This window comes from Paraburkholderia fungorum, from assembly GCF_046027605.1.
Taxonomy (GTDB): domain Bacteria; phylum Pseudomonadota; class Gammaproteobacteria; order Burkholderiales; family Burkholderiaceae; genus Paraburkholderia; species Paraburkholderia fungorum_F.
In genome coordinates, this window is record NZ_JAQQEF010000012.1 from 47,035 (window position 1) to 60,242 (window position 13,208).

Genomic DNA, 13,208 nt, shown 5'->3' on the forward strand with positions numbered 1-13,208 from the left:
GCTCGAAACGCTATGTCGCCGCGCCGCGCGGGGCGCCCGACTTGCCGGGCGGGACGCACGCGCGCTAGAGTGGCGGGTTCGACGGCATGCCGAACGCCCCACGGCGCCCACCCTTGCGGCACACTGCACCACACTGCGTGAGCGCGTCGGCTGCTGCCGCTGCTTTAGCTGTCCACTTCACCTTTCGATCGTCCGGAGAACCGCGTTGATGCTTGCCCCGCGTCTTGCGCCTAGCGCTTCCACGCCGCCGTCCCGGCTCTATTGGGCATGCGGTGCATCGCCCGTCCTTGCGGCTCGCCGATGAGCGAACTGAACAACCGTCTCGAAGCACGCCTTGCGCGCGAATGGCAGCAGCGTGGCCCACTGGCGTGGGCGCTGACGCCCTTCGCGTGCGTGTTCGGCGCGATTGCCGCCGCGCGTCGCGCCGCTTTCTCGTTCGGCTGGCTGAAGTCCGTGCGCATTGGCGTGCCGGTGGTGGTGGTCGGCAACGTGACCGTCGGCGGCACCGGCAAGACGCCGACCGTCATCGCACTGGTCGAGGCCTTGCGCGCAGCCGGCTTCACGCCTGGCGTGGTGTCGCGTGGTTACGGCGCACGCGTCAAGGGACCGACGCAGGTCCTCGCGACGTCGGCGGCAAGCGTTGGCGGCGACGAACCGCTGCTGATCGCGCGCCGCACCGGCGCACCGGTGTGGGTCTGCCCGGATCGCGTCGCGGCCGCGCAGGCGCTGTGCACCGCGCATCGCGAAGTCGACGTGATCGTCAGCGACGACGGCTTGCAGCATTACCGCCTCGCGCGCGACGCCGAACTGGTGGTGTTCGATCACCGGCTCGGCGGCAACGGTTTTCTGCTGCCGGCGGGTCCGCTGCGCGAGCCGTTGTCGCGCCGCCGCGATGCGACGCTGATCAACGATCCGTACGCTCGCACGCTGCCCGCGTGGCCCAACACGTTCGCATTGAAACTGGCGCCAGCCGATGCGTGGCATCTCGACAATCCGGGCCTGCGCCGCCCGCTCGCCCAGTTCAGCGGCGATCGCGTGCTGGCCGCAGCCGGCATTGGCGCGCCGGAACGTTTTTTTGCGACGCTGCGCGCGGCCGGCCTCACGCCCGCCACCCGCGCGTTGCCGGACCACTATGCGTTCGAGCGCAATCCTTTTACGGATGTCGACGCGGACGCCATCCTGATAACGGAAAAGGATGCGGTAAAATTAGGGTCCTGGCACGACGCGCGCATCTGGGTTGTCCCAGTCGAAGCCGCGCTCGATCATCGCCTCATTGCACTCGTTGTGGAGAAAGTCCGTGGACGCTCGCCTGCTTGAAATCCTCGTCTGCCCGATCTGCAAGGGCCCGCTCAGCTACGACCGTTCCGCGCAGGAACTGACCTGCAACGCGGACAAGCTGGCCTATCCGATCCGCGACGGCATTCCCGTCATGCTGGTCGACGAAGCCCGCCAGACCGTGGAAGGTACGCCGGTCGATCTGAATCCGGGCTCCGTCGCCTGAATCGGCTTTGCCCCGACGCGGGGCGGGTGCGTTCTGCGTGCCCAGCGCTTCTGACCGGCATCGGTGATCAGCCTCCGCGATCCGGATTTGCCGTCTTTCCCGTCAGCGCCCGCGGTGTGCCCGCGAGCGCTTTTTTCCGGTTTCATCGCCGCTCGTCCTTCCGATGACCCAAGCCAACGCCACTACTCCCCCCTTCATCGCCGTCGTGCCGGCCCGCCTCGCCTCGACGCGTCTGCCCAACAAGCCGCTCGCCGACATCGGCGGCAAGCCGATGGTGGTGCGGGTCGCCGAACGAGCACGCGAATCGGGCGCGCAACAGGTGCTGATCGCCTCCGACGCGCAAGCGGTGCTGGATGTGGCCCGCGAGCACGGCTTCGAAGCCGTGCTGACGCGCGCCGATCATCCGTCGGGCACCGACCGTCTCGCGGAAGTGGCGGCGCAGTTCGGCTGGAGCGACGAGACAATCGTGGTGAACGTGCAGGGCGACGAGCCGCTGATCGACCCGGCGCTCGTGTGCGGCGTGGCGTCGCACCTGGCTTCGAGCGAGAGATGTGCAATCGCCACCGCCGCGCATCCGATCACCGACCCAGCGGAAATTTTCAATCCGAACGTCGTCAAGGTCGTGCTCGACGCGCACGGCGTCGCGCTGTACTTCTCGCGCGCGCCGATTCCGTGGGCGCGCGACGCGTATCAACCGCATTGGCCCGACGTGGCGTCGATGCCTGCACCGCCGGCACCCGCGGTGGTCCACCGGCACATCGGCCTGTACGCCTATCGCGCCCAATTCCTGCGCACCTATCCGAGTCTCGCGATCTCGCCAATCGAGCAGGTCGAAGCGCTCGAACAACTGCGCGCGATGTGGCACGGTGAACGGATCGCCGTGCTCGTCACTGAGAATGCGCCGCTGCCCGGCGTCGACACACCCGCCGATCTCGCCCGCGTGCAGGCTTTATTCGGGTCTTGAGCGTAAAAACCCATGGCATAATCGGACGGTTGTACGCGCCTCCCGTTAAACGCGAGAGTCAGGGTTTGCCCCGGTCGCGCCGTGTTCGTCTTGCCGCGCCGTCGTTTTCGACGTGCAGCGCGAGACTCGAACCGGTAGCCGATGCGGGTCCCCCGGCGAATCGTGGGATGGCTGCAGCGCCAACAAAGAATTCACACAGATCTGGAGATATCACATGCGTTTGATCCTTTTGGGTGCGCCCGGCGCGGGTAAGGGCACTCAGGCAAACTTCATCAAGGAAAAGTTCGGGATTCCGCAGATTTCCACCGGCGACATGCTGCGCGCAGCCGTCAAGGCAGGCACGCCGCTCGGCCTCGAAGCCAAGCGCTTCATGGACGCAGGCGAACTGGTCACGGACGAGCTGATCATCAATCTGGTGAAGGAACGCCTGCAGCAGCCGGATTGCGCGAACGGATATCTGTTCGACGGTTTTCCGCGCACCATTCCGCAAGCCGAAGCCATGAAGCATGCGGGCGTCGCGATTGATTACGTGCTGGAAATCGACGTGCCGTTCGACGAGATCATCCTGCGTATGAGCGGGCGCCGCTCGCACGCCGCGTCGGGCCGCACGTATCACGTCAAGTTCAACCCGCCGAAGGTCGAAGGTGTTGACGACGTGACGGGCGAACCGCTGATCCAGCGCGAAGACGACAAGGAAGAAACGGTCAAGAAGCGCCTAGACGTGTACGTGGCGCAAACCAAGCCGCTGATCGAGTACTACAACAGCTGGGCGCAAAACGGCGATTCGTCGACCTCGCTGAAGGCGCCGCAATATCGCCGAATTTCGGGTCTCGGCACGGTCGACGAAATTCGCGACCGCGCGTTCGATGCGTTGAAGTAAGTTCGCGTCCGCGTTTGCGGCTCGAAGAAAACCCGCCCATGCAGGCGGGTTTTTTATTTCGTGTCGCATGGCGTTGGCGAGCGTCTTCCGGCAATCTCCGTGGTTCGCCACGCCTTGGCATTCATTAGCCATCCGTATCAGTTCAGAACGGCCATGAATCTCCGACGTACCTGACGCGCCAGTTCGCTTTCCGCGCTGCAGCATAGCCGTTACAATCGATCATCGAAAAGATATTCGATCGAGACATTATTGAACCGAAGCAAGGAGAAGACATGGAGATTCGTGACAACGTATTCCTGATCACCGGCGGTGCATCGGGCCTCGGCGCGGCCACAGCGCGCCTTCTCGTCGAGAACGGCGGCAAGGTGGTGCTCGCGGATCTGAACCAGGATGCCGGCGAGGCGCTGGCGAAGGAACTCGGCGGCGTGTTCGTCAAATGCGACGTGAGCCGCGAAGACGACGCCACGCAGGCCGTCGAAGCCGCCACGAAGCTCGGCACGCTGCGCGGCCTCGTCAATTGCGCGGGCGTTGCGCCCGCCGTCAAGACGGTCGGCAAAGACGGTCCGCATCCGCTCGAATCGTTCGCGCGCACCATCTCCATCAATCTGATCGGCACCTTTAACATGATCCGGCTGGCCGCCGCGGCCATGTCGAAGAACGAACCGAATGCGAATGGCGAGCGTGGCGTGATCATCAACACCGCATCGGTCGCGGCGTATGACGGTCAGATCGGCCAGGCCGCTTATGCGGCGTCCAAGGGCGGCGTGGTCGGCATGACGTTGCCGATCGCACGCGATCTGTCGCGCAACGCGATTCGCGTGATGACGATTGCACCGGGCATCTTCGAAACGCCGATGCTGCTCGGCATGCCACAGGAAGTGCAGGACGCGCTCGGTGCGATGGTGCCGTTCCCGCCGCGCCTCGGCAAACCGGCAGAGTACGCAATGCTGGCCAAGCAGATCTTCGACAATCCGATGCTCAATGGCGAAGTGATTCGCCTGGACGGCGCGATCCGCATGCAGCCGAAGTAGGGCTGAATCCAGCGTGCCGCTTGATGCGGCCGCGCCAATGAAAAACGCCTGCACATGAGTCATGTGCAGGCGTTTTGATTTGACCGGTGTTTGCTCGTCAACCGTAACGGGCTGCAGCCGCTAATTCCTTGCCTTCGCTGCTTGAGCTACGAGCCTGATCCGAGGGCGGGCAAAGCAGCACCTCTAATCGCGGTCGTCGTACTGGGTGCGTTGGCGCAGTTCATGTAACTGCGACTCCACCACGGTCGCGTCTTCCGCATCCGGCCGGTCGCCGAGATAACGCTCGAGATCCTCGAGCGCCGGACGCAGGTAATCGAGCCGCGCATAGGCGAAACCGCGGTCGCGCACTTCCTCGATGCTTTCCGGCAACAGGATCACGAGACGCTGCTGCACGGCCAACAGACGCTGCCAGCGTTCCGTCTGAAGATAAGTCGACTTCAGATTGCGCAGCATTCGGGCGATGATCTCGCGGCGCGTGGCCGGCTGCAGCAACATGCGCAGCGCCCTGCTCACCGACTCGCCCGCCGACGCCACATACGGCTCCAGCATGTCCACCATCTGCGATTCGGACAGCGAATGCCCGCTGGTCGGATCGAGCATCACGTCGCCATCCGGCGTCGTCACGCGCAACAGGAAGTGGCCTGGAAACGACACGCCGCGCGCCGGAATGCCAATCTGTTCGGCCATTTCCAGATACAGCACGGCCAGCGAAATCGGAATGCCTCGACGCCGCTTGAGCACCGCGTTCAGATGGCTGTTGTCGGGATCGTAATAATCGTTGAGGTTGCTGGCGAAACCCAGCTCGCGGAAGAAGAACCGGTTCAGAATGCCGACCTTCTGCCGGATGTCGGCATCGTCCGGCATGCGGCGCTGCAGGCGCACGACCAACTCGTCGATCTCGGCGAGCGTGCCTTGCAAATCGAGATCGGGATAAGCGTCCTGCGCGAGCGAGAGCGCCGCCTCGGTCAGCGGCAGGCTGTCATCTTCGGCAACCAGCGTGCTGAAATAGTCGAGAACTCGCGTCATCGTGATCACTTCACTCGCCTTTTGAAATACGCGTACTTGAAGCCCATCAGCCAAAGCATACCGAAATATAGCGCGGCAAACAGAATGAGGCACGCACCCAGCAACACGATGCGGTCGACTGGACGGCTATGCATGCCGATCCAGTCGAAGCTGATTGCGAGCCAATGCATCGTACCGGCCAGCACCAGACAGGCGCCGAGCAACTGCACGAAGAACTTCAGCCAGCCATTCGACGGCGTATAGATGCCGCGTTTGCGCAGGCCGAGGAATAGGAACAATGCATTGACGCAAGCGCCGAGCCCGACGCTCAGCGTCAGGCCTGCATGCGAAAAAATCGGCACGAACACATAGTTGCTCAGCTGCGTGACGATCAGCACACCGATGCCGATCTTCACCGGCGTCTTGATGTCCTGCTTCGCGTAGAAACCGGGCGCGAGGATCTTGATCAGAATCAGGCCAATCAGGCCGATGCCGTACGCCGACAGCGCACGGGCGACCATCACCACCGAGTTGCCGTCGAACTTGCCGTAGTGGAACAGCGTGGCGGTGAGCGGCTGGGCGAAGAAAAACAACGCGACGGCGCTCGGCGCGGCCAGCAGGAAGGTGACGCGCAGGCCCCAGTCGAGCAGCGACGAATACTCGTGCGGATCGGCGTCCACGTGCGCCTTCGAGAGGCTCGGCAGCAGGATCGTGCCGAGCGCGACGCCGAGCAGCGCGGTCGGAAACTCCATCAGCCGGTCGGCGTAGTTGATCCAGGAGACCGCACCCGGACCGATGCGCGACGCGATATTGGTGTTGATGATCAGGCTGATCTGCGCGACCGACACGGCGAACATCGCCGGCACCATCTTCGACAGCACCCGTTTCACGCCGCGGTGCGCGAGCGCCTTCACCGGGTTCAACCCGATGCGCGGAATCATGTCGATTTTCTTCAGGCCCGGCAGCTGCACGAGAAATTGCAGCACACCGCCGGCGATCACCGCCCACGCGAGCGCATAAACCGGCGTTTGCAGGCGCGGCGCGACGAACACCGCCGCGACGATGAAGGCGACGTTCAGCAGGACCGGCGCGAACGCGGGCAGCGAAAAGTTCTTGTACGTATTCAGCACGCCGGACGCCAGCGACGTCAGCGAGATAAAAATGATGTACGGGAACATGATGCGCGTCATGGTGACCGCGAGCGCATACGCCTGGCCCTCATGCGCGAGACCCGAGGCGACGATGAACACCACGCCCGACGCCCCAACCACCCCGATCAGCGAGAGGATCGCAAGCGCCCAGGCAAGCACCGTCGACGTGGCGTCGACTAGCGCCTTGGTGGCGTCGTGCCCTTGCTGGTTCTTGAACTCGGCGAGGATCGGCACGAAGGCCTGCGAGAACGCGCCCTCGGCGGAAATGCGCCGCAGCAGATTCGGAATACGGAAGGCGACGTAAAACGCGTCAGTGAATTGACTGGCGCCGAACGCGCGAGCGATCAGCGTTTCGCGGGCCAGTCCGGTCACGCGCGACAGCAGCGTGAAGCCGCTGACCGTCAGCAGGGCTCGGAATAGATTCATGGGGCGCTTATTATACGGGTGCCGCAGGTGCGGACGACGAGCCAGAACGCGAATCGGACCGATTTGCGCCGCAGACGTTCGCTCGGATGCGCGGATCGGGTTGTTTTTAATCGTTTGTCGCACGCGTTGCGCGCTGGGATAACCGAAGTGGGCCCACTGATTTGGCGCTGCGAGGTGCGGCGTGAAAGTGGCGGCTAACTGCCCGCTCGCCCGTTGCGCTGACGATTGCATGCTCGCAACCCGCCCTTTTCCCTGCCCCCTCGCATCAGGGCTTACAGAATCAAGTGGCCTTGCGGGGCAGCGCCCGCACATCGAATTGGCGATTCTCCGTTGCCACGTGCCTGATTTTGTTGCTATAATCGCCGGTTTCGAAGCTCGCTCAATTTTCGGACGGGGTTCAGGCACGCAGTACGCGAGCATCGCTCAAGCCGTATTGAGGCGCCGACCAAACCTCGAAACACACCGGAACACGGGCCCGCCTTCGCGTAGTCCGATCGAGTTTTTCGACTCATTTCGACACTTTTGCGCTCTTGGGCAATCGCTTCCAGGAGTTCGATCTAAAAGCAGCACCTACCACTTGAAGGTCAGGTACTGGAAACAGGAACAGGATAAGGAACCGTCATGGCTAACACCGCACAAGCACGCAAGCGCGCCCGCCAGGCCGCCAAGGCAAACTCGCACAACTCGGCACTGCGCTCGAAGTTCCGCACGGCTATCAAGGCTGTTCGCAAGGCAATCGAAGCCGGCGACAAGGCTAAGGCCGCTGAGATCTTCCAGGCATCGTCGAAGACCATCGACATCATTGCCGACAAGAGAATCGTTCACAAGAACAAGGCAGCTCGTAACAAGAGCCGTCTGGCTGCAGCCCTGAAGGGTCTGCAAGCACCCGCAGCGCAGTAAATTCGGTCAGCCCGCTTCGGTGGGCTACCTCCTGTTTCCGCTGCAACGGAAAGGCTCGCTTCGGCGGGCTTTTTTGCTTTGAACTGACAGATCCGTACCGCACGCTGCGACTTGTCGCGTCGCGCTCGTAGTTGACGGACTACCCGCCGAGTCCACGACCTCAACCATAAAAAAACCCGCTGCTTGCGGGTTTTTTCTTTTGCCGTTCCGGCTGACTGCGCTATATCACGTGCCTTTTGGCTAGCGGCGTGGCGTGCTCAAGCTGCAATTCGCACGCCTCGGTCACGAGAAGGTCATTGTCTTTCGCAAAGTTCAGCACGAAATCGAAGGCCATCGGCTCGACGTCGCGCAAGCGCGAATCGAGAATCACGCATTTCAGGTCGCCGATCATGGTGGGCCGGACATACAACGAGTATTGCAGGTAGGCATTCGGCCCCTTGCCGCGCGGGCTAGGACCAAAGCACGCCATCACACCTGCGAGGCGCTCCGACCAGTCGCTCGGTCGAAACTTTTTCCCGGTCGACGTGATGCCCTGAATGAAATATTCGGTTGGAGCTGCTTCGGCCATGTAGGAATACCTGTGTGACTGCCCAGCGGGATGACGGCAAAGCTGACTGCAACGCGGCTTTGGGATGCCTGGACACGTGGACCACGCCTGAATGGCGAGCTGTGCCGCCAGAAACCGCGAAGGGCCGGACAAACCGCCTCGGCGCTCATCATGACGGCGCACCGCGAGGAAACTTTCCGGAGCGCGCGAGCCGTGTCCCACAAGCTCAATACCGGCCTGCTGGGCTTAGGGATAACCGGTAGATTATAGCGCAGCGGACCTTTTTCCGCAGCGCACACAAGCTCCGCCGTAAGGTTACGAGAGGCCTTCAAAGCGCTTTCCCGGCCTTTTGGCCGACTCGTCAAACGGGGCGAAATCCTTTATGCTGCATTGAGTTACCACAAACGACGGCGGCGCCGTCCGGCAATCCTGCCGGGTGAGACCGCCGTATTTGTTTCATGACCGCCAAGAAAATTCGCCACTACCTGCAGTTCAAGGATTTCTCGCTGGAAGACTACGAGTACGTGCTGGAACGCGCGCGCATTCTGAAACGCAAGTTCAAGAACTACGAGACTTACCACCCGCTGCACGACCGCACGCTCGCGATGATCTTCGAGAAAAACTCGACTCGCACGCGCCTTTCGTTCGAAGCCGGCATCTTCCAGCTAGGCGGCCACGCCGTCTTCATGAGCACGCGCGACACGCAGCTCGGCCGCGGTGAACCGATTGAAGACGCAGCGCAAGTGATCACGCGCATGGTCGACATCATCATGATCCGCACGTTCGGCCAGGACATTCTCACGCGCTTTGCCGAGAATTCGCGCGTGCCGGTGATCAACGGGCTGACCAACGAATACCATCCGTGCCAGGTGCTGGCGGACATCTTCACGTACTTCGAGCATCGCGGTCCGATTCGCGACAAGACGGTCGCGTGGGTCGGTGACGCGAACAATATGCTGTACACGTGGATCGAAGCCGCCCAGATTCTCGGTTTCAAGCTGCGCCTGTCCACGCCGCCGGGCTACAAGCTCGACCGCGCCATGGTCGCGGCTGAAAGCGCACCGTTTTATCAGGAATTCGACGATCCGAACGAAGCCTGCACAGGCGCCGATCTGGTCACTACGGACGTCTGGACCAGCATGGGCTTCGAGGCCGAAAACGAAGCCCGCAAGAAAGCCTTCGCAGACTGGTGCGTGGACGCCGAGATGATGGCGCGCGCCAATTCCGATGCATTGTTCATGCACTGCCTGCCCGCCCACCGCGGCGAGGAAGTCAGCGCGGAAGTGATCGACGGCCCGCAAAGCGTCGTGTGGGACGAAGCGGAAAACCGTCTGCACGTGCAGAAGGCATTGATGGAATATCTGCTGCTCGGCAAGCTGAATCATTAAGCGAGCCGCACGCAGCACCTGCGTGAAGCGCGACGGGGCCTTGAATACGAGGCAAGGCAGCCACGTTTAGCGCCACGCAGCGGGCCGAGATCCACAGTTGCAAGTGGACCCGGCCATGTCACCGCGCTGCCCCAAAAACGCGGGCACGCGGTGGTTTAGTGTCAAAATAGTGATTTTCCGCGCTCCGGAACCGCCGGCGCGCCTTGTTTTCCCGCTTTCTCCAGCTACGAGTTCACCATGAGCGATATCAAGAAAGTCGTGCTCGCCTATTCGGGCGGCCTCGACACCTCCGTCATCCTGAAGTGGTTGCAGGACAATTACGACGCCGAAGTCGTCACGTTTACGGCCGACATCGGCCAGGGCGAAGAGCTGGAACCGGCGCGCAAGAAAGCCCTGCAACTCGGCATCAAGCAGGAAAACATCTTCATTGAAGACCTGCGCGAAGAATTCGTGCGCGACTACGTGTTCCCGATGTTCCGCGCCAACACGATCTATGAAGGCGAGTATTTGCTGGGCACGTCGATCGCACGTCCGTTGATCGCCAAGCGTCAGATCGAAATCGCCCGCGCCGCCGGCGCGCAAGCGGTCTCGCACGGTGCGACCGGCAAGGGCAACGACCAGGTTCGCTTCGAACTCGGTTACTACGCGCTGGAACCGGGCATCAAGGTGATCGCACCGTGGCGTGAATGGGATCTGCTGTCGCGCGAAAAGCTGCTCAATTACGCCGAAAAAGCCGGCATTCCGATCGAAATGAAGCACAAGCAAGGCGGCGCGCCGTATTCGATGGACGCGAACCTGCTGCACATCTCGTTCGAAGGCCGTCACCTGGAAGACCCGAAAGCCGAAGCCGAAGCTGATATGTGGCGTTGGACGGTCTCGCCGGAACAGGCGCCCGACCAGGCTGAATACCTCGACATCGAGTACGAGCACGGCGATCCGGTCGCGATCAACGGCAAGCGTCTGTCGGCGGCTGAAATGCTGACCGAATTGAACCGTTTGGGCGGCAAGCATGGCATCGGCCGTCTGGATCTGGTCGAAAACCGTTACGTCGGCATGAAGTCGCGCGGCTGCTATGAAACGCCGGGCGGCACGATCATGCTGAAGGCGCACCGCGGCATCGAGTCGATCACGCTCGACCGTGAAGTGGCCCACCTGAAAGACGACCTGATGGCGCGTTACGCTGCGCTGATTTACAACGGTTACTGGTGGAGCCCGGAGCGCCGCGCAATCCAGGTACTGATCGACCATACGCAAGAGAAGGTCAACGGCTGGGTGCGCGTGAAGCTGTATAAGGGCAGCGTGTCGGTTGTCGCGCGCGATTCGAAGGAAACGCTGTTCGACAAGACCATCGCCACGTTCGACGACGACGGCGGCGCTTACAATCAAGCCGACGCTGGCGGGTTCATCAAGCTGAACGCACTGCGTATGCGGATTGCTGAAAACGCACGTCGTCAGCGTAGCTGAGGACGTGCGTTTCGGTGCAGGCTAACTTCGCGTGAGCGAAGTTAAGCGCCGCGAGGCGCGAGCCGAAACTGAACCGCAGATGTAAAAAAGGCGCCTGGAGTCCCTTCCGGCGCCTTTTTTCATTGCAGCAAGCCGCTCACGCAATCACAAGCAAACCGGCTCAGCCTCCAGGTCCACTCCAAACCGCGCCAACACATCCCGCTGAACCGCTTTCGCCAGCGCCAACACCTCAGCGCCGCTCGCTCCGCCAAGATTCACCAGTACCAGCGCCTGCCGCTCATGCACGGCTGCGGCGCCCATTGCGCGGCCCTTCCAGCCACATCGATCGATCAACCAGCCCGCCGCGAGCTTCACCCGACCGTCCGCTTGCAGGTAAGACACGATCTCGGGCTCCTGAACCTTCAGCGCCGCGAACTGCGTTGCCTCCACGACCGGATTCTTGAAGAAACTTCCAGCGTTACCCAAACGAAGCGGATCAGGCAGCTTGGCGCTCCGTACCGCGACTACCGCATCGAAAATCGCTTGCGCGCTCGGCGCTGCATCAGCGTGGCCACCCGCAGCCAGTTCACGCGCGATATCCGCATACCCAGCCCGCGGCTGCCAAACCTTCGGCAAGCGGAAAGTGACTGACGTAATCACAAAACGGTCACGCCCTTCCCGCTTGAAAAAACTGTCGCGATAGCCGAATCGGCAAGCGTCGGCATCGAGTTCGACTACCGCGCCCGTTTCCAGCTCAACCGCCCGCAACGACGCAAACCGCTCGCACATCTCCAGGCCATACGCGCCGATGTTCTGAATCGGCGCCGCCCCCACGGTGCCCGGAATCAGCGCGAGATTTTCCAGGCCAGGCAGCCCATGCGACAAAGTCCATGCGACAAAGTCATGCCACGGCTCGCCGGCCGCCGCCTCGACGTACCATGCGTCGCCGTCCTCGCGCACGACGCGGCGGCCTCGCAGCGCCACCAGCAGCACCAGGCCGGCGAAGTCTCCCGTCAGCACGACATTGCTGCCGCCACCCAGCACCAGCCGCGGCAAGCCGGCGGCCCGCGGATCGCGCACGGCGTCCATCAGTTGCGTTTCGTGCTCGATCCGGCACGCAAACTGCGCGCGAACATCGAAGCCGAAGGTGTTATGCGCTTTTAGCGGATAGCCGGCCATGAACGCGGCGGAGTCGGATTGGGACATCGGAATGAGAACAATGGGACGACGAACGGAACGACATCTGGCCTCCGGCCGCGCGACAATGCGCGGCGGCCTTAGGCAAAAGGGAGTGCCGTCGGTAAAATGACAGCCGGTCCGTGATTATAGCGAGTGCCCCGTGAGCAGCCGACCGGCCGCACCACGCACCGCAGCACTATTGGGAGAAAACAATGCCATCGTTTGACGTCGTCTGCGAAGCAGACATGATCGAAGTCAAGAACGCGATCGAGCAGTCCAACAAGGAAATTTCAACCCGCTTCGACTTCAAGGGGTCGGACGCACGCGTCGAGCACAAGGAAAGCGAAATCACCGCCTACGCCGACGACGACTTCAAGCTCGGTCAGGTCAAGGACGTCCTGCTGTCGAAAATGGCCAAGCGCAATGTGGATGTGCGCTTTCTCGACTACGGCAAGATCGAGAAGATCGGCGGCGACAAGGTCAAGCAGGTCATCAAGATCAAGAAAGGCGTGTCCGGCGATCTGTCAAAGAAAATCGTGCGCCTCGTGAAGGACAGCAAGATCAAAGTCCAGGCGAGTATTCAGGGCGACGCGGTGCGCATCACGGGCGGCAAGCGCGACGATCTGCAAAGCGTGATCGCGATGCTCCGCAAGGACGTGACCGATACGCCGCTCGACTTCAACAACTTCCGCGACTGACCGCGAAATACGCTGCTGCCGGGCGCGCGTTGAGGCTCAGCAATGGGTGTGTCGCGGTTCGGGAGCGGACGCATGTTGAACGCTCGCTCGGCAAC

13 protein-coding genes are annotated in these 13,208 nt (G+C 62.2%); 9 read left to right on the top strand and 4 right to left on the bottom strand.

The features are described 5' to 3' along the window. Positions 1 to 300 precede the first annotated feature (300 nt). The 5 genes from lpxK (at position 301) to PQR53_RS20525 (ending at position 4,376) form a co-directional block, all read left to right on the top strand. On the top strand, positions 301 to 1,317 hold the full coding sequence (gene lpxK / locus PQR53_RS20505; protein WP_408457624.1) for a tetraacyldisaccharide 4'-kinase: 1,017 nt from the start codon (positions 301 to 303) through the stop codon (positions 1,315 to 1,317). Beyond that, positions 1,298 to 1,501 (top strand): Trm112 family protein, encoded by a 204-nt coding sequence (locus PQR53_RS20510; RefSeq protein ID WP_179733995.1) that lies wholly within the window; start codon positions 1,298 to 1,300, stop codon positions 1,499 to 1,501. The genes lpxK and PQR53_RS20510 overlap by 20 nt, the downstream gene beginning before the upstream one ends. 163 nt (positions 1,502 to 1,664) lie before the next feature. Then, positions 1,665 to 2,465 carry a 3-deoxy-manno-octulosonate cytidylyltransferase gene (kdsB, locus tag PQR53_RS20515; protein ID WP_408457627.1) on the top strand — a complete coding sequence of 267 codons (801 nt, stop codon included), beginning with the start codon at positions 1,665 to 1,667 and terminating at the stop codon, positions 2,463 to 2,465. A gap of 214 nt (positions 2,466 to 2,679) precedes the next feature. Then, complete coding sequence (gene adk / locus PQR53_RS20520; RefSeq protein ID WP_408457630.1) at positions 2,680 to 3,345, top strand: adenylate kinase; 666 nt, start codon at positions 2,680 to 2,682, stop codon at positions 3,343 to 3,345. A 272-nt stretch (positions 3,346 to 3,617) separates the two neighbouring features. Beyond that, positions 3,618 to 4,376 (top strand): 3-hydroxyacyl-CoA dehydrogenase, encoded by a 759-nt coding sequence (locus PQR53_RS20525; protein WP_408423808.1) that lies wholly within the window; start codon positions 3,618 to 3,620, stop codon positions 4,374 to 4,376. A gap of 183 nt (positions 4,377 to 4,559) precedes the next feature. Here the strand turns inward: PQR53_RS20525 and PQR53_RS20530 are convergent, their stop codons facing one another. Further along, the gene (locus tag PQR53_RS20530) at positions 4,560 to 5,402 is read right to left on the bottom strand and encodes a SirB1 family protein (RefSeq protein WP_179734003.1); all 843 of its coding nucleotides are present in this window, start codon (positions 5,400 to 5,402) and stop codon (positions 4,560 to 4,562) included. Positions 5,403 to 5,407: 5 nt separating this feature from the next. Continuing rightward, complete coding sequence (gene murJ / locus PQR53_RS20535) at positions 5,408 to 6,958, bottom strand: murein biosynthesis integral membrane protein MurJ (RefSeq protein ID WP_408457634.1); 1,551 nt, start codon at positions 6,956 to 6,958, stop codon at positions 5,408 to 5,410. A gap of 621 nt (positions 6,959 to 7,579) precedes the next feature. On the opposite strand from murJ, the gene rpsT reads away from it, so the two are divergent. After that, positions 7,580 to 7,858: a 30S ribosomal protein S20 gene (gene rpsT, locus PQR53_RS20540; RefSeq protein WP_408457637.1), complete on the top strand. Its 279-nt coding sequence runs from the start codon at positions 7,580 to 7,582 to the stop codon at positions 7,856 to 7,858. A 220-nt stretch (positions 7,859 to 8,078) separates the two neighbouring features. Here rpsT and PQR53_RS20545 read toward each other — a convergent pair whose 3' ends face one another. Then, positions 8,079 to 8,426, bottom strand: coding sequence for a DUF3579 domain-containing protein (locus tag PQR53_RS20545; RefSeq protein ID WP_323047952.1), 348 nt, complete (start codon positions 8,424 to 8,426; stop codon positions 8,079 to 8,081). A gap of 437 nt (positions 8,427 to 8,863) precedes the next feature. Between PQR53_RS20545 and argF the strand changes: the two genes are divergently transcribed. Further along, complete coding sequence (gene argF, locus PQR53_RS20550) at positions 8,864 to 9,793, top strand: ornithine carbamoyltransferase (protein ID WP_408457639.1); 930 nt, start codon at positions 8,864 to 8,866, stop codon at positions 9,791 to 9,793. A gap of 237 nt (positions 9,794 to 10,030) precedes the next feature. Next, positions 10,031 to 11,257, top strand: coding sequence for an argininosuccinate synthase (locus PQR53_RS20555; protein ID WP_408457642.1), 1,227 nt, complete (start codon positions 10,031 to 10,033; stop codon positions 11,255 to 11,257). Between the two features lie 144 nt (positions 11,258 to 11,401). On the opposite strand, the gene murB is transcribed toward PQR53_RS20555, so the two are convergent. Then, positions 11,402 to 12,442, bottom strand: coding sequence for a UDP-N-acetylmuramate dehydrogenase (gene murB / locus PQR53_RS20560; protein WP_408457645.1), 1,041 nt, complete (start codon positions 12,440 to 12,442; stop codon positions 11,402 to 11,404). Between the two features lie 185 nt (positions 12,443 to 12,627). Here murB and PQR53_RS20565 point away from each other — a divergent pair, with 185 nt between their 5' ends. After that, positions 12,628 to 13,113, top strand: a complete 486-nt coding sequence (locus PQR53_RS20565; RefSeq protein ID WP_028197943.1) for a YajQ family cyclic di-GMP-binding protein — start codon at positions 12,628 to 12,630, stop codon at positions 13,111 to 13,113. Positions 13,114 to 13,208 lie beyond the last annotated feature (95 nt).

Bases quoted from the DNA above. Each gene is read 5' to 3' on its own strand.
- lpxK (WP_408457624.1), top strand. From the start codon at position 301: ATGAGCGAACTGAACAACCGTCTCGAAGCACGCCTTGCGCGCGAATGG.
- kdsB (WP_408457627.1), top strand. From the start codon at position 1,665: ATGACCCAAGCCAACGCCACTACTCCCCCCTTCATCGCCGTCGTGCCG.
- adk (WP_408457630.1), top strand. From the start codon at position 2,680: ATGCGTTTGATCCTTTTGGGTGCGCCCGGCGCGGGTAAGGGCACTCAG.
- PQR53_RS20525 (WP_408423808.1), top strand. From the start codon at position 3,618: ATGGAGATTCGTGACAACGTATTCCTGATCACCGGCGGTGCATCGGGC.
- PQR53_RS20530 (WP_179734003.1), bottom strand. From the start codon at position 5,402: ATGACGCGAGTTCTCGACTATTTCAGCACGCTGGTTGCCGAAGATGAC.
- murJ (WP_408457634.1), bottom strand. From the start codon at position 6,958: ATGAATCTATTCCGAGCCCTGCTGACGGTCAGCGGCTTCACGCTGCTG.
- rpsT (WP_408457637.1), top strand. From the start codon at position 7,580: ATGGCTAACACCGCACAAGCACGCAAGCGCGCCCGCCAGGCCGCCAAG.
- PQR53_RS20545 (WP_323047952.1), bottom strand. From the start codon at position 8,426: ATGGCCGAAGCAGCTCCAACCGAATATTTCATTCAGGGCATCACGTCG.
- argF (WP_408457639.1), top strand. From the start codon at position 8,864: ATGACCGCCAAGAAAATTCGCCACTACCTGCAGTTCAAGGATTTCTCG.
- PQR53_RS20555 (WP_408457642.1), top strand. From the start codon at position 10,031: ATGAGCGATATCAAGAAAGTCGTGCTCGCCTATTCGGGCGGCCTCGAC.
- murB (WP_408457645.1), bottom strand. From the start codon at position 12,442: ATGTCCCAATCCGACTCCGCCGCGTTCATGGCCGGCTATCCGCTAAAA.
- PQR53_RS20565 (WP_028197943.1), top strand. From the start codon at position 12,628: ATGCCATCGTTTGACGTCGTCTGCGAAGCAGACATGATCGAAGTCAAG.